Here is a 21,711-nt window from a genome sequence, read left to right as displayed (position 1 = left end):
AATGGACGCTAAGTTTTGTTCCTTCTTTAATTACTCAAAAACCTTTGTAGCTATCCTCTTAGCTATCTTATTAAGCGTACCTACTTTAGTATCTGCGCAGGATAGCACTGCGACTGCTGCGGCGCCTGCCGGCGGCGGAGACGCTGCGAAAGGTGAGTCGATCTTCAAAAACAACTGCGCCCAGTGCCACGCACCTACTGATGAGCGTGTAGTTGGTCCGGGTCTGAAAGGCGCAAGTTCCCGTCATGATTTTGCCTGGTTGTCGAAATGGGTACGTAACTCTTCGGCAGTGATTGCCTCAGGTGATGCTTACGCTGTTAAAATTTACAACGAATATTCGAAAGCTCAGATGACGAGCTTCCCGAACCTTTCGGACGATGATATCAAAGCGATCTTCGCTTACGTAGACCAGGCATCTGCTGCTCCCGCAGCGGCGGCGGCTGGTGCTGCCGGAGCTCCTGCGGCTGCTGCCGGAGATGCTAAGGGCGGTGCTCCTTCCGATCTGTTCGTGATCGTACTGGTTGCATTGGTAGTAGTAATGGTACTGGTGCTAGGCGTGTTGCTCGTTATCGTATCGCTTCTCTCCAAGGCTGTTAAAGGCGGAGGTGCTGAAACTGAGGCTCCTGCCGGTGAAGGTTTTGGCGGAATCCTTAAGAGACTGACTGTTGATCCGGCGATCCGCTCCGCGACGCTCTGGATCTTCGTTCTCCTCGTTTTGAAATCTACTTTGGACGGTGCGTTCAGTGTAGGCGTTCAGCAGGGATATGCTCCTAAGCAGCCTATTACATTCTCGCACAAATTGCACGCAGGCGAATACAAAATCGACTGTAACTACTGCCACACCGGCGTTAATCGTGGTAAATCGGCGCACATCCCTTCCGCTAACATCTGTATGAACTGCCACGGTGTTATCAAAAAGGAATCTCCTGAAATTCAAAAGATTTATACTTCTATCGAGAACAACCAGCCAATCGAATGGGTGCGCGTCCACAACCTGCCCGACCTGGCGTACTTCAACCACGCGCAGCACGTGAACGTGGGTGGATTGGAATGCCAGAACTGCCACGGCGAAGTTGAGAAAATGGAAGTAATACAGCAACGTTCGTCACTGACGATGGGATGGTGTATTGATTGTCACCGTAAAACGGAGGTTAATACCAAAGACAATCAGTACTACGATAAGCTGGTACAGTTGCACGCTTCTGAAAGCAAAGAGGCTTTGAAAGTAGCGGATATTGGTGGTTTGGAATGTTCTAAGTGCCACTACTAATCAAGAAATTAATACCGGATACAACTCATTGTATTGAATAGTTTTATGGAAAATACTAATAAAAGATACTGGCGGGGACTTGAAGAGCTGAGGAATGATGAGAAGTTTGTAAAAGAAGCAAGTTCAGAGTTCCCTGGCGCACCGACCGAAAGTCAGTATGAAAGCCTGGTGGATGGCGTAGGCACCCATCGTCGTGATTTCCTTAAAGTTCTGGGTTTTGGAATGGCGGCGGTATCCCTGGCTGCCTGCGAAACTCCGGTTAAGAAAGCCATCCCTTACGTTAATAAGCCCGAAGGCGAATTTCCGACCATATCTAACTGGTATGCATCCACTTACGCGGAAGGTGGAGATTACGCAAGTATCCTGGTCAAAACCCGCGAGGGCCGACCTGTTAAAATAGAAAGCAATTCCCTTTCAAAAGTATCCTGGGGTGTGAGCTCACGCGCACATGCTTCGTTGCTCGGCCTGTACGACAATGAGAAACTGAAAGGCCCCAAAAAAGGAGAAGATACCAAAGTAAGCTGGGAAACTGTTGACAAGGAGATCGGTGATCAGCTTGGACAGATCGCAGCAAAAGGCGGAGCGATCCGTATCCTTACTTCTACTGTATTGAGCCCGTCGACCAAGGCGGTAATCGCAGACTTCACTGCAAAATATCCAACCACTACCCACGTGGTTTACGATGCCAACTCCTCTTACGCGCTTGTAAAAGGTAACGAGTTGTCATTCGGTAAAGCCGTTATCCCTTCTTACGATTTCAGCAAAGCGAAAGTAATCGTAGGCATCGACGGCGACTTCCTCGGAACATGGCTTGCGCCCGATACATTCTCGAAACAGTTTGCCGAGACCCGTCGCGTAAGCAGCGATCATGACGGCAACAAGCAAATGTCCCGTCTATATCAGTTTGAATCTACGCTCTCACTGACCGGTGCCAATGCGGATTACCGTACTGCGGTGAAGCCTTCGCAAATCGGTCTGGTTGCAGCTGCGCTTTATAACAAAGTAGCTGCGAAGTTGGGCGGAGCTCCTGTTGCAACACCTGCATTGACCATCGATCACCTGGACAAAGCTGCTGCGGACCTCGTTGCGGCGAAAGGACAGGCATTGGTTGTTTCAGGGATCAACGATCCTTCGGTACAAGTAGTAGTGAATGCGCTGAACAGCTTGCTGGGAAGCTACGGTTCTACTATTAACCTTGACAAACCTGTAAACTACCGCCAGGGTAACGATATCGCTACCAACCAACTGATCGACGAGATCAAAGGCGGCAAAGTTTCTGCATTGATTTTGTGGGGTGCCAACCCGGTTTACGATCACCCACGCGGTGCCGAACTGGCAGGCGCATTGCCACAGGTTTCATTGAGCGTGTCGTTCAACGACCGTGCAGATGAAACATCATCTCTTTTGAAATACATCCTTCCTGCACCACACTACCTCGAATCATGGGGTGATGCGGAACCTGTTGCAGGATCATACAGCTTGATACAGCCGGCGATCAGTCTGATTTTCAGCACCCGCCAGGCACAGTCTACCCTTTTGAAATGGGCAGGCGCATCCGCTGACTACCACGAGTACGTAAAAGCATACTGGAGAAAGAACATCTACCCGCAAAGCGCAGGTGGAGATTTCGAGAAATTCTGGATTAAATCTCTGCACGATGGCGTGTTCGACGTAGCCTCGGCTGCTACGGGTGCTGGTGCTGCATTCTCCGGAAATATCGCTGCTGCTGCTGCCGGTATTGCAAAAAGATACAAAGCATCTTCATCAGGCCTGGAACTTACGCTGTTCGAAAACGTAGGTTTGGGAACCGGTTTCGCTGCAAACAACCCATGGTTGCAGGAAAACCCTGATCCGATCACAAAAGCTTGCTGGGACAACCACGCTGGTCTTTCACAAAAAACGGCAACTGAACTCGGCCTTGCGCAGGGTGATGTAGTTAAAATGGATCTGAAAGGCAAAACAGTAGAGTTGCCGGTGATCATTCAGCCAGGTCTTGCACAAGGTACGGTAGCGGTTGCTGTCGGTTTCGGTCGTGAGAAAGCTGGTAAATCTGCTAATGGTGTAGGTAAAAACGTTTTCCCGTTTGCTACGTTCGTCGAAGGCTTCCTGAACTTCACTCCTGGCGAAGTAACCCTGTCGAAAACAGGTGATACCCGCGAGATCGCTTCAACTCAGACGCACGGTACGGTGATGAACCGTAAGTCGGTTCTCCAAGAGACTGTATTGTCGCACTTCCAGAAAGATCCGATGGCCGGACGCTTTGTTCCGAAAATTCAGACTTCGGAAGGAGAAGTTGATGCAACTGACTTGTCGCTTTGGAACGGACACAAATACAAGAACCACTCGTGGGGTATGGTGATCGATTTGAACACCTGCTTCGGTTGCGGATCTTGTGTGATCAGCTGCCAGAACGAGAACAACATTCCGGTTGTAGGCCGTCAGGAGATCATCAACTCACGTGAAATGCACTGGCTGCGTATCGACCGCTATTACAGCAGCGATGCGGATGTTGAAGATCTTCGTGGTTTGGAAATTGCTTCTGAAAATCCGGAAGTTACATTCCAGCCGATGCTTTGCCAGCACTGTAACAATGCTCCTTGCGAAACGGTATGTCCTGTATTGGCAACCACCCACAGCTCCGAGGGCTTGAACCAAATGACTTATAACCGTTGCGTAGGTACAAGATATTGCGCTAACAACTGCCCATATAAAGTACGTCGCTTCAACTGGTTCAAATATTTTGATAACGACAACTTCGATTACGCATTCAACAATGACCTTGGTAAAATGGTCATTAACCCTGACGTAACAGTACGTTCAAGAGGGGTTATCGAGAAATGCTCGATGTGTGTCCACAGAATCCAGGAGGCTAAGCTTACTGCGAAGAAAGAAAGAAGACGCATTGTCGACGGTGAAGTAAACGTGGCTTGTGCATCTTCATGCCCTACCGACGCGATTACTTTTGGAGATATGAACGATCCGGAAAGCCGCATTTCGAAAATCCTCGAAGTCGAAAGAGAAGGACGTGCATTCCACATGCTGGAAGAAATCAACGTTCGTCCGCAAATCTCTTACCTCACCAAAATCCGTAACAAGGATGCAGCTGCCAAAGCTGAGAAGGTTGAGAAAGAGCACGCTTAATATCAGAGTTTAGAATTATTGACGATCCAATCATTATAAATAAATAGTAGTATGCATGTTACTTCACCTGTAAGAGAACCGCTGATTCAAGGTGGGAAAACGTACGCGGACGTAACGGAAGACATATGCCGCCACGTGGAGGCGACTCCAACGAAAGAATGGAAGATTGCTTTCGGCCTTTCGCTCATCGTGCTGGCGTACGGATCTGTGTGTCTTGCTTGGACCTGGTGGGAAGGCCTCGGAGTTTGGGGTTTGAATAAAACAGTAGGTTGGGCCTGGGACATCACCAACTTCGTATGGTGGGTAGGTATCGGTCACGCGGGAACGCTGATCTCCGCGATCCTCTTGCTCTTCCGTCAGAAATGGAGAACTTCCATCAACCGTGCAGCGGAAGCGATGACGATCTTCGCCGTTATTTGTGCTGCTTCTTTTATTTTGATGCACATGGGTCGTCCGTGGATGGCTTACTGGGCTCTTCCATTGCCAAACGCATTCGGTTCACTTTGGGTTAACTTCAACTCGCCACTCGTTTGGGACGTATTTGCGATCAGTACTTACTTCTCCGTATCGTTGGTTTTCTGGTACATCGGTCTTATCCCTGACCTTGCTACCATCCGCGACCGCGCTACCAGCAAAGTTTCGAAATTCATGTACGGAACATTTGCAATGGGCTGGGACGGTTCAGCAAAAACCTGGGCTCGTTACGAATACATCTCATTGATCCTTGCAGGTCTTTCTACTCCACTTGTACTTTCGGTACACACCATTGTAAGTATGGACTTTGCTACCTCGGTAATTCCGGGATGGCACACAACCATCTTCCCTCCGTACTTCGTTGCGGGTGCGATCTTCTCCGGATTTGCGATGGTACAAAACCTGATGCTTATCACACGTGTAGTTTACAAACTGGAAGACTACATTACATTGGAGCACATCGAGACAATGAACAAGGTAATCACGCTGACCGGTTCGGTCGTGGGTGTGGCCTATATCACTGAGTTCTTCATTGCATGGTACGGAGGTGTTGAATACGAATACTACGCATTCTTCAACCGTATGACCGGTCCTTACTGGTGGGCATACTGGGCGATGATGACGTGTAACGTAATCTCTCCACAGCTTTTCTGGTCAAGAAAACTGCGTCGCAGCATCACTTTTACATTCTTCATTTCTGTTGTGGTAAATATCGGTATGTGGTTCGAGCGTTTCGTAATTATCGTAACCTCCCTGCACCGTGACTATATTCCTTCAAGCTGGGCAATGTTCTCGCCTACGAGATACGATATCGGGGACTACATTTTCTCCTTCGGTTTGTTCTTCACTTTGTTCCTCCTGTTCTCGAAATACCTGCCGGTAGTAAACATGGCGGAAGTAAAAGCGGTATTGCGTTCAACATCTGCGCAATTGCCTGCTAAAATCGCCGGAGTTGCGAAAGTAAGACAGCGTGGAACTGCTGAGCCCGTATACAACAAGGATCAGGAATAAAAGCATAGCGAAAAAGCGAATTATAGAGATTATAATTAAGTAATAGTATGGCAGAATTATCTGGTAAATATTTGGTCGGAGTTTACGACGATGACGATACTGTTCTTCACGCGGTTCCCAAGCTGAGAAAGGCCGGTGTGAAAATTAAAGAAGTATACTCTCCATTCCCTATCCACGGGTTGGACGAAGCACTTGGACACCCAAGAACGCGTATCGGTATCGCTGCCTTTATGTTTGGAGTGACAGGATGCTGCGCCGTGCTCACCCTGATGATCTGGACAATGGGATATGACTGGCCGATGATCATCGGTGGTAAAGATCCTATCTCGATTCCTAACTATATCCCCATTACATTCGAAGGAACAGTACTTTTCACTGCATTCGGTATGGTGACTACCTTCTTGATTTCGAATGGACTCGGACCTGGTACACATTTCCACCCGAGGTTTGACGTACGCGCCACAGACAACAAGTTTATCATGGCGATCGAGATGAGCAGAAACTCAATGAGCGAAGAAGAAATATCGAGAGCGTTGAAGGATAGCGGCGCGGAAGAAGTCAACATTAAGCAATTCTAATGGCGTTTAAAGCAATGAAATTTAAAAGTTTATATAGATCTCTATTGGTTGCTGCCGTATTGCTTACCGCTGCTGCTGGTTGTAAGAAAGATCCTAACAACCCCGGAAAGGAATATGCACCAAACATGTACCTGCCAGTAGGTTATGAACCTTACAAACAGGAAAAAGCCAACCCGATCAACCCACAGGGATTGACCATGCGTTTGCCGGTGGCTGGTACCGTTGCGCGTCGTAACTATCACACGAGCTTCGGATCTTCGGATTCGGCGGTTGTTGACCTGATGGTTTACAACATCCCTGCGGACAGCATCGAGATCGCAGAAAGAGTACTTAAAAATCCGGTTCCTCTTAATGAGAAAACATTGGCGGAAGGAAAAGTACTTTACGACAGATATTGCCAGCATTGCCACGGCGCTACCGGTGCCGGTGACGGAAAAGTGGGAGCGATGTATAAAGGTGTTCCCAACTACGCGAGCGATGCTTACAAAAACCTGAATGAAGGACATATTTTCCACGTGATCACACACGGGAAAGCACGCATGTGGCCTCACGGATCCCAGATCAACCCTGAGGAACGCTGGAAGATCGTACATTACGTACAGAAATTGCAGAAAGGGGCTTAAGTACAATTTTGAAAACAGAGAAATAATTTAAATAATGGCATCAGGACATTCGATTCCTTCTATTGAAGAACGGTTTGAATTTACATCGGGAGCTAAGAGAAGTTTGCTCATTGGTGGCGGTGTAGGACTGGCTCTTGTACTATTAGGAGCATACCTCGCAGCCAATGGCGGTGGTGGTCATGAAGTGGCGGCGCACGGAGCAGAACATGCTGCGGCAGCTGGCCACGCGGCTGCTGAGCACGGTGCTGCTGCTGCGGCACATGGCGCGGACGCTCACGGCGCTGCGGCAGAAGGCGGTCACCATGCAAAAAGTTGGGTGGCACGCATTTGGGCCAACCTTTGGGTAAATGGTGTATATTTTACCGGAATGTCCGTTGTGGGGATGTTCTTCCTTTCTTATAACTACCTGGCGCAAGCGGGCTGGTCGGCGGTATTCAAAAGAGTACCTGAGGCGCTTCCTGCGTTTCTTCCTTTTACGGGAGCTGTGCTTTTGATTACTTTCCTTTTGGGCGGACACGACTTGTTCCACTGGACGCACAAAGGGCTGTACGAAGTAGGTGGTGCGGAGTATGACAAGATCATCGCCGGTAAACAGGGATATTTGAATACACCTTTTTTCCTCGGACGCCTTGTTATCTATTTCGTAGTTTGGTACCTGATGTGGAAAAAGCTTCGTAACCTGTCATTGCAGGAAGACGAGATCGGCGGAACTGAATTCTACGAAAAATCAATCCGTCTCGGGACTGCATTTCTCGTTGTATTTGGGGTTACTTCTTCTACCTCTGCATGGGATTTTGTGATGTCAATCGATACGCACTGGTTCAGCACCATGTTCGGTTGGTATACTTTGGCAAGCTGGCACGTAGCTGGTTTGGCGGTAATCACCCTGACTATCGTATTGCTTCGCGAGAGAGGTTACCTGAGAGCGGTTAATTCAAGCCACTTGCGCGACCTTGGCAAGTTTGTATTTGCATTCAGTATTTTCTGGACCTATGTGTGGTTCGCACAATTCCTTCTGATCTACTATGCTAACCTTCCGGAAGAAACGATCTATTTCATCGAGCGTTTCCGCGGACACGGTGGTTTCTACAAGGCGCCTTTCTTCATCACATTGTTCTTGAACTTCTTCTTCCCGTTCCTCATTCTGATGACCCGTGATGCGAAGTTCACGCATTCAATCCTGAAAGTAGCTTGCTGGAGTGTAATTGTCGGACACTGGTTCGATTTCTACACCAACGTTATGCCTGGAACAGTCGGTGCAGAAGCTTCGATTGGTCCATTGGAGTGGGGCTTCTTCCTGATCTTCCTTTGCGCATTTGCATATACCATCGCAAATCAGTTGACCAAGGCAAATCTGATCCCGAGAAATCACCCGATGTTGGAGGAATCACTGCATCACGATATCGCCTAATTGCAAAACCAGTAAATCATCATGTATATTATTATCGCATTAGTTGCTCTTGTATTTATTGTCCTCACCGGGGTTGTGATATCCAGGCTGCAGGGTGTTCTGAAGAGTATCAACAAAACCGATTCAGACGAGGTTGAAACATCTGGTAATAAAGTAAACGGTGCCATGTTTATCGTGATCCTGATCGGAGGCGCTGTTTCCATTACCTGGTCTTACCTGCATGCACGGGAGTTTTTCCTTCCCGAAGCATCTTCCATACACGGTAGAAGAACAGACGACCTGTTCTGGTTCTCGATGGGAATCCTGACAATTCCGTTTATTCTTGTAAACTTCCTGGTATTCTATTTTGCATGGAAATACCAGCATAAGAAAGGACACAGAGCTACATTCTATCCGGAAAACCATAAGCTTGAATTGGTTTGGACTATCATCCCTGCTATCGTAATGGCATTGCTGGTATTCACAGGCTGGAAAGCATGGTCGGATATCACTGCCGAGGCGCCACGCGATGCGGAAGTGATCGAAATCACTGGTAAGCAGTTCAACTGGATCGCCCGTTACGGTGGTGTCGATAATAACAAGCTGGGTGATTACAACTATAAGCTGATTGATGCACAAAACGAGGTAGGTATCGATTTGTCGGACGAGAATTCATTCGATGACTTTACCAACCCTTCTGAAATGCACATTCCGGTAGGCCGTCCGGTATTGTTGAAAATCCGCGCCCGCGACGTATTGCACAGCGTATTTATCCCTCACATGCGTGTGAAAATGGATGCGGTACCAGGAATGCCGACCAAATTCTGGTTTGTACCGGACAAGACAACTGCAGATATGCGTGCCGAAACCGGTAACCCGAAATTTGACTACGAGATTGCTTGTACGGAGGTATGTGGACAAGGTCACTTTTCAATGAAAATGAGATTGATCGTAGACGACGAGGCTACATACAAAAAATGGGTTTCAGAGCAGGCAACTTTCTTGTCGACTTACCCAGAGTATCTTGCGAAAGTTCCTGAGAACCTGAAAGCGAAGGCGATGAAATATGTGCCTGCCGAAGCAGCGACGCCTGCGGCCGATAGCTCAGCAACATCAGCTGGCGGTGCCGGAGCAAGTTCTAGTCTACGATAATTCTATTAATTAAATTACAATAAAAGTATATGTCAGCTATTGAAGGATTGGAAACAGCTCACCACCACGCAGACGAGCATGACCACCACCACGAAGCACAAAGCTTTTGGCAGAAATATATATTTTGTGAAGATCACAAGGTAATTGCCAAGCAGTATCTGATCACGGGTATTTTGTGGGCTGTTATCGGGATTACCATGTCGGTGATCTTCCGCATCCAGCTCGGTTTGCCCGATTCTAACCTGTCCTGGTTGAAGCCTGTTTTGGGTGGATGGATCAGCGACGCAGGCAAGCTTGATCCTAACTTCTACCTGGCTTTGGTTACAATGCACGGTACCATCATGGTATTCTTTGTATTGACGGCCGGTTTGAGCGGTACCTTCAGTAACTTCCTCATCCCGCTTCAAATCGGAGCGCGCGATATGGCGTCAGGCTTTATGAACATGCTTTCGTACTGGTTCTTCTTCCTGGCCAGCGTGATCATGTTCGCTTCGTTGTTCCTGCAACAGGGACCTGCTGCCGGTGGTTGGGTAATTTATCCTCCATTGAGCGCGTTGCCGCAAGCACACCCCGGCTCAGGCATGGGTATGACATTGTGGTTGGCGAGTATGGCGTTCTTCATCGTTTCGCAGCTGTTGGGTGGTATCAACTACATTACTACCGTTATCAACCTGCGTACAAGAGGTATGTCTTTCGACCGTCTTCCTCTGACGATCTGGTCGTTCCTGATCACTGCGGTATTGGGTCTGATCTCCTTCCCAGTATTGCTTTCGTCTGTATTGCTGCTGATCTTCGACCGTCACTTCGGTACCAGCTTCTATCTTTCCGACATTTATATCAATGGTGAAGCGCTGCCAAACGTGGGTGGTAGCCCGATCCTGTTCCAGCACTTGTTCTGGTTCCTTGGTCACCCTGAGGTATACATCGTACTCTTGCCGGCTTTGGGTATCACATCTGAGGTAATCGCGACAAATTCACGCAAGCCGATCTTCGGTTACCGCGCGATGATCGCTTCCATGCTCGGTATTGCATTCCTCGCGTTTATCGTATGGGCGCACCACATGTTCGTAACAGGTATGAACCCATTCCTCGGATCGGTCTTCATGTTCCTGACGCTGATTATCGCGGTACCTTCTGCGGTGAAAGGCTTTAACTACATCACAACACTCTGGAAAGGTAACATCGTATTTACCCCGGGTATGTTGTTTTCGATCGGTCTGGTATCCCTGTTCGTATCAGGCGGTCTTACCGGTATTATCTTGGGTAACAGCGCATTGGATATTCAATTGCACGATACTTACTTCGTAGTAGCCCACTTCCACCTGGTAATGGGTGCTGCATCGGCATTCGGTCTGTTCGCCGGGGTTTACCACTGGTTCCCTAAAATGTTCGGCCGTATGATGAACACCACATTGGGTCAGATTCACTTCTGGATGACATTCATCGGCATTTACCTGGTGTTTATCCCAATGCACTACGTAGGTATCGCGGGCTTCCCTCGTCGTTACTACCAGTTCACCAGCTACGATTTTACGCATAAGTTCATGGATATGAACATGTTTATCTCTATCGCAGCGATATTCACGTTCCTTGCGCAGTTCATATTCCTTTGGAACTTCTTTTACAGCATTTTCAAAGGAAGAAAGTCCCCGCAAAACCCATGGCGTTCAAACACGCTCGAATGGACTGCTCCTATTATTCCGGGTCACGGAAACTGGGAAGGCGAAATTCCTGCAGTATATCGTTGGTCATATGATTACAGTAAACCGGGTGCGAAAGAGGACTTCATCCCTCAGAACATCCCGTATTCTCAAACACCTGAATCGAACTTCCCTCATGAGAATGAGCTGATCGCGATCGAAAAGGTGATTGAGTCACAAAACTTCAATGACCAGTTCAAAACACATCATTGATCTTAAAGCGAATCGCCGGTTCCGGCGATTCGCTTTAAATACGCTCATTTCGCTGTACCTGGTAGTGATAGCAGGCGGCGTCGTGAGAAGCACAGGCTCAGGAATGGGCTGCCCCGACTGGCCTAAATGCTTCGGCAGATGGGTCCCTCCTACCGAAGCATCACAACTTCCTGCCAATTACAAGGAGATTTACGGTGCGAAGCTGAAAGGAGAAGTCGAGTTTAATGCGACGAAAACCTGGACCGAGTACGTAAACAGGCTTGTAGGAGCGCTCACAGGCATCATCATTTTTTTAATGCTGCTGGCCTCCATACCTTTTCTGAAATCGGGAAACAAGCAAATATTCTTTTGGAGCCTCGCGGCTTTCTTGTTGACGGGCTTCCAGGGTTGGCTCGGTGCGAAAGTGGTTTCTTTCGAATTGCATCCGCTGATCGTCACAGTACACATGCTGCTCGCCATAGTGATTATTTTCATCGTGCTTTACGTGTTTACGTGGGCCGGATATGTGGGGAAGGTACTCACATTGCGTGAAGGGAGCGAGAAAGTACTCAGTGGAATAGGGATCGTGGTAATGGCGCTGTCGTTGTTCCAGATTCTGCTCGGAACGCAGGTTCGTGAAGCGATGGATGTAGTGATCATGAAGCTCGGTTACGGTGCGCGGTCGCAATGGATCGATGAACTGGGAGCTAATTTTTACATACACCGGTCATTTTCAATTCTGGTCTTTGTTGTGAATGCAACCTGGATCAACAAGGTTTTGAAATCCGGCAACCAGGGAACGGTAGCTGGCAAAATTGCCAAAGCCTGCTTCTGGATATTGATAGCGGAGATCGCAACGGGGGTGATCATGGCATATTTCGGGGTTCCGGCATTTGCACAACCCATTCACCTGACATTCGCCATCCTTTTGATCGGCTTGCAGTTTATCGTCTGGCTGGTTGTGAATGGTAAGAAGTATTTAAAATATGAAGGCGTGGCCGCGACGGTCGGAAGCCGGTTTTAGAATTTTCAATTTCTGTAATAATGATTTCAGTAGAGGAAAGTGCCAGCGGGGTTGGGAAGATCAGAGAGAGAATAGGAGTTTTATTTGAACTATTGAAATTCCGGTTGGCGTCGTTGATCGCTTTCTCGGGCGCAATGGGATATTGCCTGGGCTCACGGGATGTCAAAGCCGGCGACATGGTGCTTTTCGTGCTGGCGTCGATCGGTATCACGGGTGCTGCCAACATTATCAACCAGATCCTGGAAAAGGACCTGGATAAAATGATGAAAAGAACGGCTTCACGGCCGTTGCCAAGCGGAAGAATTACCGTGGAGCAAGCTGCTGTCTGGGCAGTAATCCTCGGAGTAGCTTCGCTTGTGATATTTGTAACAGTATTTAACCTGACAACCGGGCTTATTTCCCTGTTGTCGCTTGTGCTTTACGGCTTTGTTTACACCCCGTTAAAGCGCGTCGGTCCGATCGCGGTGTTTGTGGGGGCATTCCCCGGGGCATTTCCTCCGATGATCGGCTGGGTAGCGGCTACCAACCATTTTGGTCTGGAACCTGGTATCCTGTTTGCGATCCAGTTCTTTTGGCAATTCCCGCATTTCTGGGCCATTGCATGGGTGCTGGACGAAGATTACAAAAGAGCAGGTTTCAAATTGTTGCCAGCCAATGGTTTGAAAGACTCAGATACGACATTGCAGATCATGATCTACACCTTGTTCCTGCTTCCGATCGGCTGGTTGCCGTACGAACTGGGAATGACGGGCATTAATTCGGCATTCATTGCGACGATTTTCGGGGTATTATTCCTTGCGCAGACGTTCCACCTCATGCGCACCTGTACGGACAAGACCGCGAAGCAGCTGATGTTCGGATCGTTCATTTACCTGCCTATCGTTCAGATTGCTTTTTTGTTGGATAAATTGTGATATTGAATCGGGAGAAAATGGAAAACGTTCAGCAATATAAATTGGAAAGAGGGCCACAGGAGACGCTGGCAATGGACCCGAAGAAGTTTATTCTTTGGCTTTTCCTGGTCACGATCATCATGCTGTTCGCTTCTCAGAGCAGTGCGTACCTCGTGCGCCGCGCAGAGGGCAACTGGCTCGAATTTGAAATGCCGCAGATTTTCTGGTATAGCACGGTGGTGCTCATAATGAGTAGCGTAGCGATGCAATGGGCCTATTTCTCGGCAAAAAAAGATCAGTTCCAACAATTGAAAATAGCAATTTCTATTACTTTTGTACTCGGCCTGATCTTCCTTTATATGCAATTTCAGGGCTGGAAAGAGCTGGTGGCGATGAATGTGTATTTTGTAGGAAACCCGTCCGGCTCGTTCTTTTACGTGTTCACAGGGCTTCACGGCTTCCACATCATTACCGGCCTGATTGTTTTGGTATTCGCGCTGGTTTCGGCATTCAAGCTGAATGTGCATTCCAAAAATCTGAGAAGAATTCAGATCAGTGCTACTTACTGGCACTTTTTGGATATACTCTGGTTATACCTTTTTGTTTTTTTATTGACCTTTAATTAAATAATTTCTTTTATCAATGGCGGCACATGTAACAACACCCGGCGCGGTAGAACCCAAAATGTGGTTGGGGGGTATTGAGCCTATGAAAGCGAGTTACGGTAAACTGATGATGTGGTTCTTCCTCATCTCGGATACCTTTACTTTCTCTGCCTTGCTGGTGGCATATGGTACAGCCCGGTTTAGTTTCCCTGCATTCACCGGAAAACACGAAGATTTTACCTTCTCCAACGCGTACTGGCCGGTACCTGAAAGGGTTTACGAATCCGTACCATTCCTGCACGGTGTTTCCCTGCCGTTGGTTTTCGTTGGTATCATGACATTCATTCTCATCGCGAGCTCCGTAACAATGGTACTTGCAGTGGAGGCCGGTCACCGCATGGACCGCGCGAATGTTGAAAAATATATGCTTTGGACAATTCTCGGCGGTTTTACCTTCCTTGGTTGCCAGGCTTGGGAATGGAGCCACTTCATCCACGGAACCGATTCAGGTTCGGTAATGAGCGTGATCGAAAACGGTGTTCGCATCGATAAGACGATCTTCGGCGCTAACCTGACGGAAAACCAATACGGTCCTCCCGCATTCGCGGATTTCTTCTTCTTCATCACCGGTTTCCACGGAACTCACGTATTCTCGGGTGTAATCCTGAATATTCTGATCTTCTTCCGTGCGGCGACAGGTTTCTACGACAAAAGAGGAAGCTACGAAATGGTTGAAAAAGTAGGTCTCTACTGGCACTTTGTGGATCTGGTTTGGGTGTTTGTATTTACATTCTTCTACCTGGTTTAATTATAGGACAATATTTAAAATTGAAGTAAAATGGCGGAAGTACATCATCACCACGTACATAACCAGGATCCCGAAGCAGGAGCTGAGCAGCGTAAAGCGATCTGGAAAACCTTTTGGATCCTTTTGATCATCACCTCACTCGAGTTCTTGATCGCATTTACAGTTCCCCATGGTGTTTTGAAGGTTTCGATCTTCATCATCATGACGATCGTGAAGGCATTCTATATCGTAGGGGAATTCATGCACTTGAAACATGAAACAAAAACGCTGATCTGGTCGATACTCGTACCGGTGATATTCGTAGCCTGGTTGATCCTGGCACTCCTGCTCGAAGGAAATGCGATTTTCGAAGCGATTTTCGGATAATAGAATAGAATGAAGAAATTTCCCAAAGCCGGATTACTGATTGTCACATTAGTAATACCGGCTTTGATTTTTGCTTTACTGAAACTGTTCGGGACGAACCATTACGACCTGCCTTATTTTGTGGCGGAGAAAGATGGTAACGGCTCGATTATCGTGCAAAACGGCGACACGCTGTTTCATCAGGTTTCAGCAGATTGCGGCGTGTTCGGAGGTGTGAACCTGGATGGCCGGCTGACCATCGTAAGCCGTATGCCCTCCGAATGTGGAGAGCCTTGCGAACGGGCAATGGATGAATTGCAGCGCATTGCGGCATTGAAAACTGCAGTTCCTGAATTGCAGGTACTGTCGATTGCGACGGACACTGTGAGGCGGGGAGAATGGCAGTCTGTCAAGGCGGATAGCGCTACGATAGCAGGCTGTTTTTCCAAAGAATTGACAGACACTGCAAAAGGAAGTGATGCTTTAAATGGTCGAGCCGGGCAAATTGTACTGATCGATCGTAACAAAAACGTGAGAGGCTTTTATAAGGCCGGAGATGGAGAGGAAACCGACCGGCTGATGGCCGAGATCAAGATCCTCGATTATGAAAAGAAGAATGAGAAATAAGTGAGTATGGCTACATTAACAATCGAAAGAAAACCAAAATACGAACGTCTTATCAATGTTCTGGCAATCGTCATTCCGGTGGTGGTTGCGTTGCTGCTGGGAATCCGGCAGAAAATTGACCTGGGTGCCTGGACAAAGGTTTTACCGCACGTCATCGGCGTCATTAATACGCTTACCTCCATGCTGCTGATCATGGGTTTCTATTTTGTTAAACAAAAGAATATTTCTGCACACCGCCAGACAATGACCGGTGCTTTCGTGCTCGGGTCGGTGTTCCTGGTTTGTTATGTGCTTTATCACATTTCAAACGAAGCTACCCCGTTCGGAGGGACCGGTTTTGTTCGCCCGGTTTACTACTTTTTGCTGATCTCGCATATCGTGTTGTCGATCGGGGTCGTTTGGTTTGTATTGCGTGCGGTGTATTTTGGATATACCAATCAGATCACCGAACACCGGAAAGCGGTGAAATGGGCGATGCCAATCTGGTTGTATGTGAGTGTTACCGGTGTGATCGTTTACTTAATGATTAGTCCTTATTACGTATGAAAAAGTTCTTGGCAATATTCGGATTGGTGGTTTTGTTCGTAATGAACAGCGTGGGCGCATTTGCGCAATGTGCGATGTGCCGCGGATCGGTGGAAAGCTCGATGGGTAACGGGCGTAACAATGTGGGCGTAGGATTGAATACCGGCATTATGTTCCTGTTTGTGGTTCCCTACATTCTCGTTGCGGTGATTGGCTACCTATGGTACCGCAATTCGAAGCGTGCGCAGGCCGAGCGTCAGTTCGTCGCGGCGCGGATACGATCTGCATACGAAAACTGATTCGCCGAAAAAGATATTCAAAGGCAGGGCCAATACGGTCCTGCCTTTTTTTGTGTATTCAGTTTTAACAAAATATTTCCTTGTAGTGGCGTAGATAATACATTGTGCGTCTTTAAAGAAAAACACTGTCCAACCCATGCGCCGGATTTTCCTCCTTTTCCTCTTGCTCCTCGCCGGGCTCGCCAATACCCATGCACAAACATTATCGACAACCAAGCCTTGGACCTATTGGTGGTGGATGGGAAGTGCGGTTACCAGGGAGGATATTACAGCACAGCTCGAATATTTCAGCAAATCGGGATTGGGCGGCGTGCATATCATCCCGATTTACGGGGTTAAGGGATATGAAAAAGCAGCGCTGCCTTTCCTGGGAACACAATGGCTGGAAGTAATGCAGCATACCATTCGGGAAGGCAAACGCCTGGGGCTGGGCGTGGACATGACCACCGGTACCGGCTGGCCCTTTGGTGGCCCGAATGTGACGACGGCTGCTGCCGCGCAGAGCATGACGGTCGTCGACGGTAAACCGTCGGTGAAGCCAACCGGGCAGAAGGTAAAGCGGGCTGCGCCGGGTGGGGAAGGGCTTGTACTGGACCCGTTCAGTTCAAATGGGATGGCTCAATACCTTTCCCGGTTTGACTCTGCATTCAGCAAGTCACCTGACAAACCCAGATCGATGTACAATGATTCTTACGAAGCCTACGGCGCTAACTGGACGGAGGATTTTGCACAGCAATTTCAGACGCGAAGGAAATATGATTTGCTGAGCAAACTGCCACTACTGAATGACTCAACCGGAAACCCGGAAGCTACATTAGTTAAAATAGATTATCACCAAACCCTCGCCGAGCTGCTGCTGGAACGGTATGCCAAGCCCTGGACCGATTGGAGCCGCGCGCACGGTTTCGTAACGCGCTACCAGGCGCACGGCTCGCCGGGTAACCTGCTCGATTTGTACGAAGCCGCCGATATTCCCGAAACGGAATCATTTGGAACCAGTCGCTTCAATATCCCCGGCCTGCGTGTGGACCCGGACTATTCGATCGATCAGTTCGGAACACCGAATCCGCTGGCGATGAAGTTTGCTTCATCGGCGGCCAATTTGTCGGGCAAGAAACTGGTCAGTTCTGAGACTGGTACCTGGCTTGCGAACCATTTCAAGGTTTCGTTATCTCAAATCAAGCCGCAAATCGATGAGTTGTTTACGGCAGGTATTAACCATATTTTTTATCACGGAACCACCTATTCGCCGGAAAAAGAAGGTTTTCCCGGCTGGCTGTTTTATGCTTCTACCAATTTTGGTAAAACATCGCATTTCTCGGAACATTTCCCGCTGCTGAACCGGTACGTGGACCTTTGCCAGCGGCTTTTGCAGAATAGTCAGCCAGATAATGATGTACTGGTTTACTTTCCGATCCATGATTTGTGGGCTACCAAGGCCAAATCAGGTGGCGGTGTGCATTTGCTGGAAGTGCATCATGTGGATCGCTGGCTGCTGGATTTGCCGTTTGGAAAACTTTCGGAAAGGCTTTGGAAGGAAGGCTATGCATTCGATTTCGTGTCGGATTTGCAGTTGAAGAAGTTTAGTGTTGATGCGAACGGTGTTTTGAATTCTGGAAATGCGGTTTACAAAACTTTGCTTATCCCATCGGCCACTTATTTGCCTGAGGAGACTTTGAAAGAACTGGAACGATTGGCTCATGCCGGTGCGAAAATTGTTTTTGACGGGAAATTGCCTGCTTCGGTTACAGGTTATGCAAATCATAACGAGCGGCAAGAGAAATTCAGCGAGGGTTCGGCGCGACTTTCAACCTTCAAAAACGTGAAGGTTTCAAACAGTCTTAATGCAGATCTGGCCGTTAATGGTGTTGTCAGGGAGCAACTGGCGGAGAAAGGCCTGACTTTTATCCGTAAAAAGCAAACCGAAGGCGTGCCATTGTATTTCGTGTCAAATCTCGGGAACACATTCACGGAAGGCTGGGTGAAAATTGGAAAGGGAGGCCAGTTTTTCAAATTGGAGCCACTCAGCGGAGTGTCGATACCGAAAACGCGTGGCAATAAAGGAAGTGAAGAGATTTACCTGCGGCTTTTGCCAGGGGAATCATGCTTCCTGACGACTTCGGCGGATGGTAACGATGCGCCCGTAGTGAGCAACACGGGCAAGCAGCTCGATATTATAGGGAAATGGGAGCTCGTGTTTTTGAATGGTAAACCAAATCTACCCGCTCCCGCGCAATTGACCGAACTTACATCCTGGACTTCTTTACCTGATTCAGCCGAATATTTTTCAGGTAAAGCAAAATACCGTATTACATTCGATCTGCCGGGTTCAACTGTCGCCTATGCAAATGCGGCGTTGGACCTGGGTGACGTTCGCGAGGTCGCCAGTGTAAAACTGAATGGCAAAGACCTCGGCGTTGCATGGCATATTCCATTCAGACTACCCGCCGGAAAGGCATTGAAAGCAAAAGGTAACGTACTGGAAATTGAAGTAACCAACCTTTCGGCCAACTATATGCGCCTCCGCGACCAGCAGCAACCCGACTGGAAGAAGTTTTACGATATCAATATTGTAGACATCACCTACAAGAAATTCGAGGCTACCCGCTGGCAACCTATGCCCTCGGGTTTGCTCGGTCCTGTGAAGCTGGTTTTCTAATGCATTATTCCCACAGTGGGTAATGTTCCAGCTGGATTTGCCGGCCAAAGAAAATGTTGGTTGACTGCTCGAATGATAGAGTATAATCCGAAACGTAGAACTGCCGCTTACCTTCTCCCTTCTCATTGATCAGGTAATGCTGTTCCAACCACGCTTTCAGTGACCGCGCTACTATTTCGGAGGTGTCGAGCGTTTCAATCGCTTCGCCGTAGAATTTACGGATCTGTGTTTTGATCAATGGGTAATGCGTGCAACCGAGTATCAATGCTTCGATACCATTCAGGGAAGGATCGGACAGGTAATTGGCGATGACACTTTCACTGATATTGTTATCGAAGAAACCTTCTTCGATCATCGGTGCCAGTAATGGTGTAGCCAGCGATTTCAGGTGAATGTTCCTGTCCAATGCATCTACTTTCTTTTTATATACATTGGAAAGGACCGTTTGCTTGGTACCAATGAGGCCGATGGTTTTTCCCTCATAATGCTCCTTCACATAATCCACCACCGGATCGATCACATTCAGCACCTTTGCTTTGCTTCCCACGTACTCGCGTACCAGCTCGTACGCGGCGGCGGAGGCAGAGTTGCAGGCGATAAGGATGAGTTTGCAGTTCTGCTGTAAAAGCATATTGCAGATTTTGATCGAATAGGCCTGGATAGCAGCTGTGGACTTATCGCCATAGGGCAAATGCGCCGTGTCGCCGAAATAGATGGTGTTTTCCTGGGGGAGTAGCTTGGTAACGGCACTGGCGACGGTCATGCCGCCGATTCCGCTGTCAAAAATTCCGATGGGCGCAGAGGAGTCAAGCATTGGGGAAAGTCCTTTTAATGGTCAATAAGTGATATTCACATCAAAGCTAAAAAAATATCAAAAAACTTTTCCCGCACATGCAACCTCACGCAGAGGAATGCGCATCTTGCTGTCGAAACCACCAATTAGAATGGGTCGAATTTTAGCACTATTTAGCCAGGAAGCACAGCTCATCAAAGCCCTGAGGAACGAAGATCCGAAGGCGCAGCGACAGCTCTACGACAAGTACAGCCATCGGATGCTGGCTTTGTGCTTCCGCTATGTATGCGACGAAATGGCGGCCGAGGATGTGATGGTGGAGGGTTTTTTAAAGGTTTTTGAAAAGATAAACCAGTTCAATAGCGAAGGAAGTTTCGAAGGATGGATCAGGAGGATCATGGTCAACGAGTCGCTGGGGTATTTGCGGAGACAGAAGCGACTACTGGAAGATAACCTTTCGGATGAAGCGAATAACATTCCCGATTACATCCATGCCGACCAAAACCTTGAAACCGAAGAATTAATGGCGCTGATCGAATCGTTGCCCGTAGGCTACCGGACGGTTTTTAACCTGTACGCCATTGAAGGATACGCACACATTGAAATTGCCGAGATGCTGGGTATTACTGAAAGTACATCGAAATCACAATTGCACCGCGCCCGGGCATTATTGCAAAAGATGGTGGCGGAATGGCAGAATGATTATAAAAAAAAAGTAGACTATGAAAAAGCATCCTGTTGATGATCTTTTCAAGCGCAGACTCGAAGGATTAGAGAGAACACCTTCGGAAAATGCGTGGCTAAAAATTCAGGGAAAACAACCGGCGCGAAGCCGCTCGGCTGTGTGGGGTTGGTATGCTGCGGCCGGTGTGGCTGCGGCGGTGATGGGAGGATACCTGGTTTGGCAAAATCAACAGGATGTTTCGCCGGGAGGGATCAAACCGCAACAGACGATTGCAGCGGCCAAGCCGATTCAGAAGGATTCTGCGGTTTCTCCGGTTGAAAATTTAAATGCACCGGTTGAACAGTTAATAGCAGTGGAGAAAAAAGGTAACGTCGTGGATGATAATGCCGGGAAGAGCTTGAAATCGGCTTATAAAGCACCTCGCAATCCAGAAATACAAGTAGCCAAGGCGAAGGACGGTAATGTGCCAAACGCGAAAACGCAGCATATTCAAACACCAAATTTCGAGCCCGAACCTGTTCGGAATGCGCCGATAGTGGCTTTGAATGAACAACCTTTGGTTCCGGTGAATACGATACAACCGGAACCTTTAACAAATCCTGTTACACGGGATATCAAGACTTTGCCCGATGAGCCAGCTGTTAGTCGGGTGAACAAGCCGGAGCCTGAACCGACAAGAACGATTGTCGCAGTGGTGGAGACCGGTACTAGTGAAGCGGAAGAAAAGCCACGTAATACCCGGTTTGCAAGGGTCTTCCGTCAGCTCAAAAATGCAAGAGCGGGCGAGAAGGTCGACTGGGATGAAGTGGGTTTTAATCCAAAAAACCTTGTAGCACGTGTGGACGATCGCCTGCGTAACAAGGATGAAAGAAGTTCAGAAAAAGACCACCCTAAAGACAAGACAAAACTGTAATCTA

The 21,711-nt window shown here is 48.2% G+C and carries 20 protein-coding genes; 19 read left to right on the top strand and 1 reads right to left on the bottom strand.

Annotated features, from left to right (window positions below):
* Nucleotide 1 precedes the first annotated feature (1 nt).
* The 17 genes from BMW93_RS23400 to BMW93_RS23320 all read left to right on the top strand — a co-directional run bounded on the left by BMW93_RS23400 (nt 2) and on the right by BMW93_RS23320 (nt 19,316).
* Nucleotides 2-1,270: a c-type cytochrome gene (locus BMW93_RS23400; RefSeq protein WP_090382039.1), complete on the top strand. Its 1,269-nt coding sequence runs from the start codon at nt 2-4 to the stop codon at nt 1,268-1,270.
* 45 nt (nt 1,271-1,315) lie between these two features.
* Entirely contained in the window at nt 1,316-4,411 is a 3,096-nt protein-coding gene (locus tag BMW93_RS23395; protein WP_090382036.1) for a TAT-variant-translocated molybdopterin oxidoreductase, read from the top strand.
* Nucleotides 4,412-4,462: 51 nt separating this feature from the next.
* On the top strand, nt 4,463-5,896 hold the full coding sequence (gene nrfD / locus BMW93_RS23390) for an NrfD/PsrC family molybdoenzyme membrane anchor subunit (protein ID WP_090382033.1): 1,434 nt from the start codon (nt 4,463-4,465) through the stop codon (nt 5,894-5,896).
* 47 nt (nt 5,897-5,943) lie between these two features.
* Nucleotides 5,944-6,474 (top strand): DUF3341 domain-containing protein, encoded by a 531-nt coding sequence (locus tag BMW93_RS23385; RefSeq protein ID WP_090382031.1) that lies wholly within the window; start codon nt 5,944-5,946, stop codon nt 6,472-6,474.
* A complete protein-coding gene (locus tag BMW93_RS23380; protein ID WP_090382029.1) occupies nt 6,474-7,097 on the top strand; it encodes a cytochrome c in 624 nt (207 codons plus the stop codon). Before BMW93_RS23385 ends, BMW93_RS23380 begins: the two co-directional genes overlap by 1 nt.
* A gap of 34 nt (nt 7,098-7,131) precedes the next feature.
* Nucleotides 7,132-8,508, top strand: a complete 1,377-nt coding sequence (locus tag BMW93_RS23375; protein ID WP_090382025.1) for a quinol:cytochrome C oxidoreductase — start codon at nt 7,132-7,134, stop codon at nt 8,506-8,508.
* 21 nt (nt 8,509-8,529) lie between these two features.
* Nucleotides 8,530-9,639: a cytochrome c oxidase subunit II gene (locus tag BMW93_RS23370; RefSeq protein ID WP_090382023.1), complete on the top strand. Its 1,110-nt coding sequence runs from the start codon at nt 8,530-8,532 to the stop codon at nt 9,637-9,639.
* Nucleotides 9,640-9,668: 29 nt separating this feature from the next.
* The gene (locus tag BMW93_RS23365; RefSeq protein ID WP_090382021.1) at nt 9,669-11,552 is read left to right on the top strand and encodes a cbb3-type cytochrome c oxidase subunit I; all 1,884 of its coding nucleotides are present in this window, start codon (nt 9,669-9,671) and stop codon (nt 11,550-11,552) included.
* Nucleotides 11,527-12,555, top strand: coding sequence for a heme A synthase (locus BMW93_RS23360; protein ID WP_090382017.1), 1,029 nt, complete (start codon nt 11,527-11,529; stop codon nt 12,553-12,555). The genes BMW93_RS23365 and BMW93_RS23360 overlap by 26 nt, the downstream gene beginning before the upstream one ends.
* Before the next feature lie 20 nt (nt 12,556-12,575).
* On the top strand, nt 12,576-13,469 hold the full coding sequence (cyoE, locus tag BMW93_RS23355; protein ID WP_229240721.1) for a heme o synthase: 894 nt from the start codon (nt 12,576-12,578) through the stop codon (nt 13,467-13,469).
* Between the two features lie 17 nt (nt 13,470-13,486).
* Nucleotides 13,487-14,074, top strand: coding sequence for a cytochrome c oxidase subunit 3 (locus BMW93_RS23350; protein ID WP_090382015.1), 588 nt, complete (start codon nt 13,487-13,489; stop codon nt 14,072-14,074).
* Between the two features lie 16 nt (nt 14,075-14,090).
* Nucleotides 14,091-14,861, top strand: a complete 771-nt coding sequence (locus BMW93_RS23345) for a cytochrome c oxidase subunit 3 (protein ID WP_090382013.1) — start codon at nt 14,091-14,093, stop codon at nt 14,859-14,861.
* A gap of 30 nt (nt 14,862-14,891) precedes the next feature.
* Nucleotides 14,892-15,227 (top strand): cytochrome C oxidase subunit IV family protein, encoded by a 336-nt coding sequence (locus tag BMW93_RS23340; RefSeq protein WP_090149705.1) that lies wholly within the window; start codon nt 14,892-14,894, stop codon nt 15,225-15,227.
* Between the two features lie 9 nt (nt 15,228-15,236).
* On the top strand, nt 15,237-15,833 hold the full coding sequence (locus BMW93_RS23335) for a hypothetical protein (RefSeq protein ID WP_090382010.1): 597 nt from the start codon (nt 15,237-15,239) through the stop codon (nt 15,831-15,833).
* Between the two features lie 6 nt (nt 15,834-15,839).
* Nucleotides 15,840-16,379: a DUF420 domain-containing protein gene (locus BMW93_RS23330; RefSeq protein ID WP_090382006.1), complete on the top strand. Its 540-nt coding sequence runs from the start codon at nt 15,840-15,842 to the stop codon at nt 16,377-16,379.
* Nucleotides 16,376-16,657: a hypothetical protein gene (locus tag BMW93_RS23325; RefSeq protein WP_090382003.1), complete on the top strand. Its 282-nt coding sequence runs from the start codon at nt 16,376-16,378 to the stop codon at nt 16,655-16,657. Before BMW93_RS23330 ends, BMW93_RS23325 begins: the two co-directional genes overlap by 4 nt.
* Before the next feature lie 136 nt (nt 16,658-16,793).
* Nucleotides 16,794-19,316: a glycosyl hydrolase gene (locus BMW93_RS23320; RefSeq protein ID WP_090382001.1), complete on the top strand. Its 2,523-nt coding sequence runs from the start codon at nt 16,794-16,796 to the stop codon at nt 19,314-19,316.
* 4 nt (nt 19,317-19,320) lie between these two features.
* Here the strand turns inward: BMW93_RS23320 and murI are convergent, their stop codons facing one another.
* Nucleotides 19,321-20,130, bottom strand: a complete 810-nt coding sequence (murI, locus tag BMW93_RS23315) for a glutamate racemase (protein ID WP_090381999.1) — start codon at nt 20,128-20,130, stop codon at nt 19,321-19,323.
* A 130-nt stretch (nt 20,131-20,260) separates the two neighbouring features.
* Between murI and BMW93_RS23310 the strand changes: the two genes are divergently transcribed.
* A complete protein-coding gene (locus BMW93_RS23310) occupies nt 20,261-20,851 on the top strand; it encodes an RNA polymerase sigma factor (protein WP_090381996.1) in 591 nt (196 codons plus the stop codon).
* Entirely contained in the window at nt 20,832-21,707 is an 876-nt protein-coding gene (locus BMW93_RS23305; RefSeq protein WP_090381994.1) for a hypothetical protein, read from the top strand. Before BMW93_RS23310 ends, BMW93_RS23305 begins: the two co-directional genes overlap by 20 nt.
* Nucleotides 21,708-21,711: the final 4 nt, after the last annotated feature.

The organism is Dyadobacter sp. SG02 (assembly GCF_900109045.1).
Lineage (GTDB): Bacteria > Bacteroidota > Bacteroidia > Cytophagales > Spirosomataceae > Dyadobacter.
Note: the sequence above shows the minus strand (reverse complement) of the source record. Positions and strands in the feature narration are given on the sequence as shown.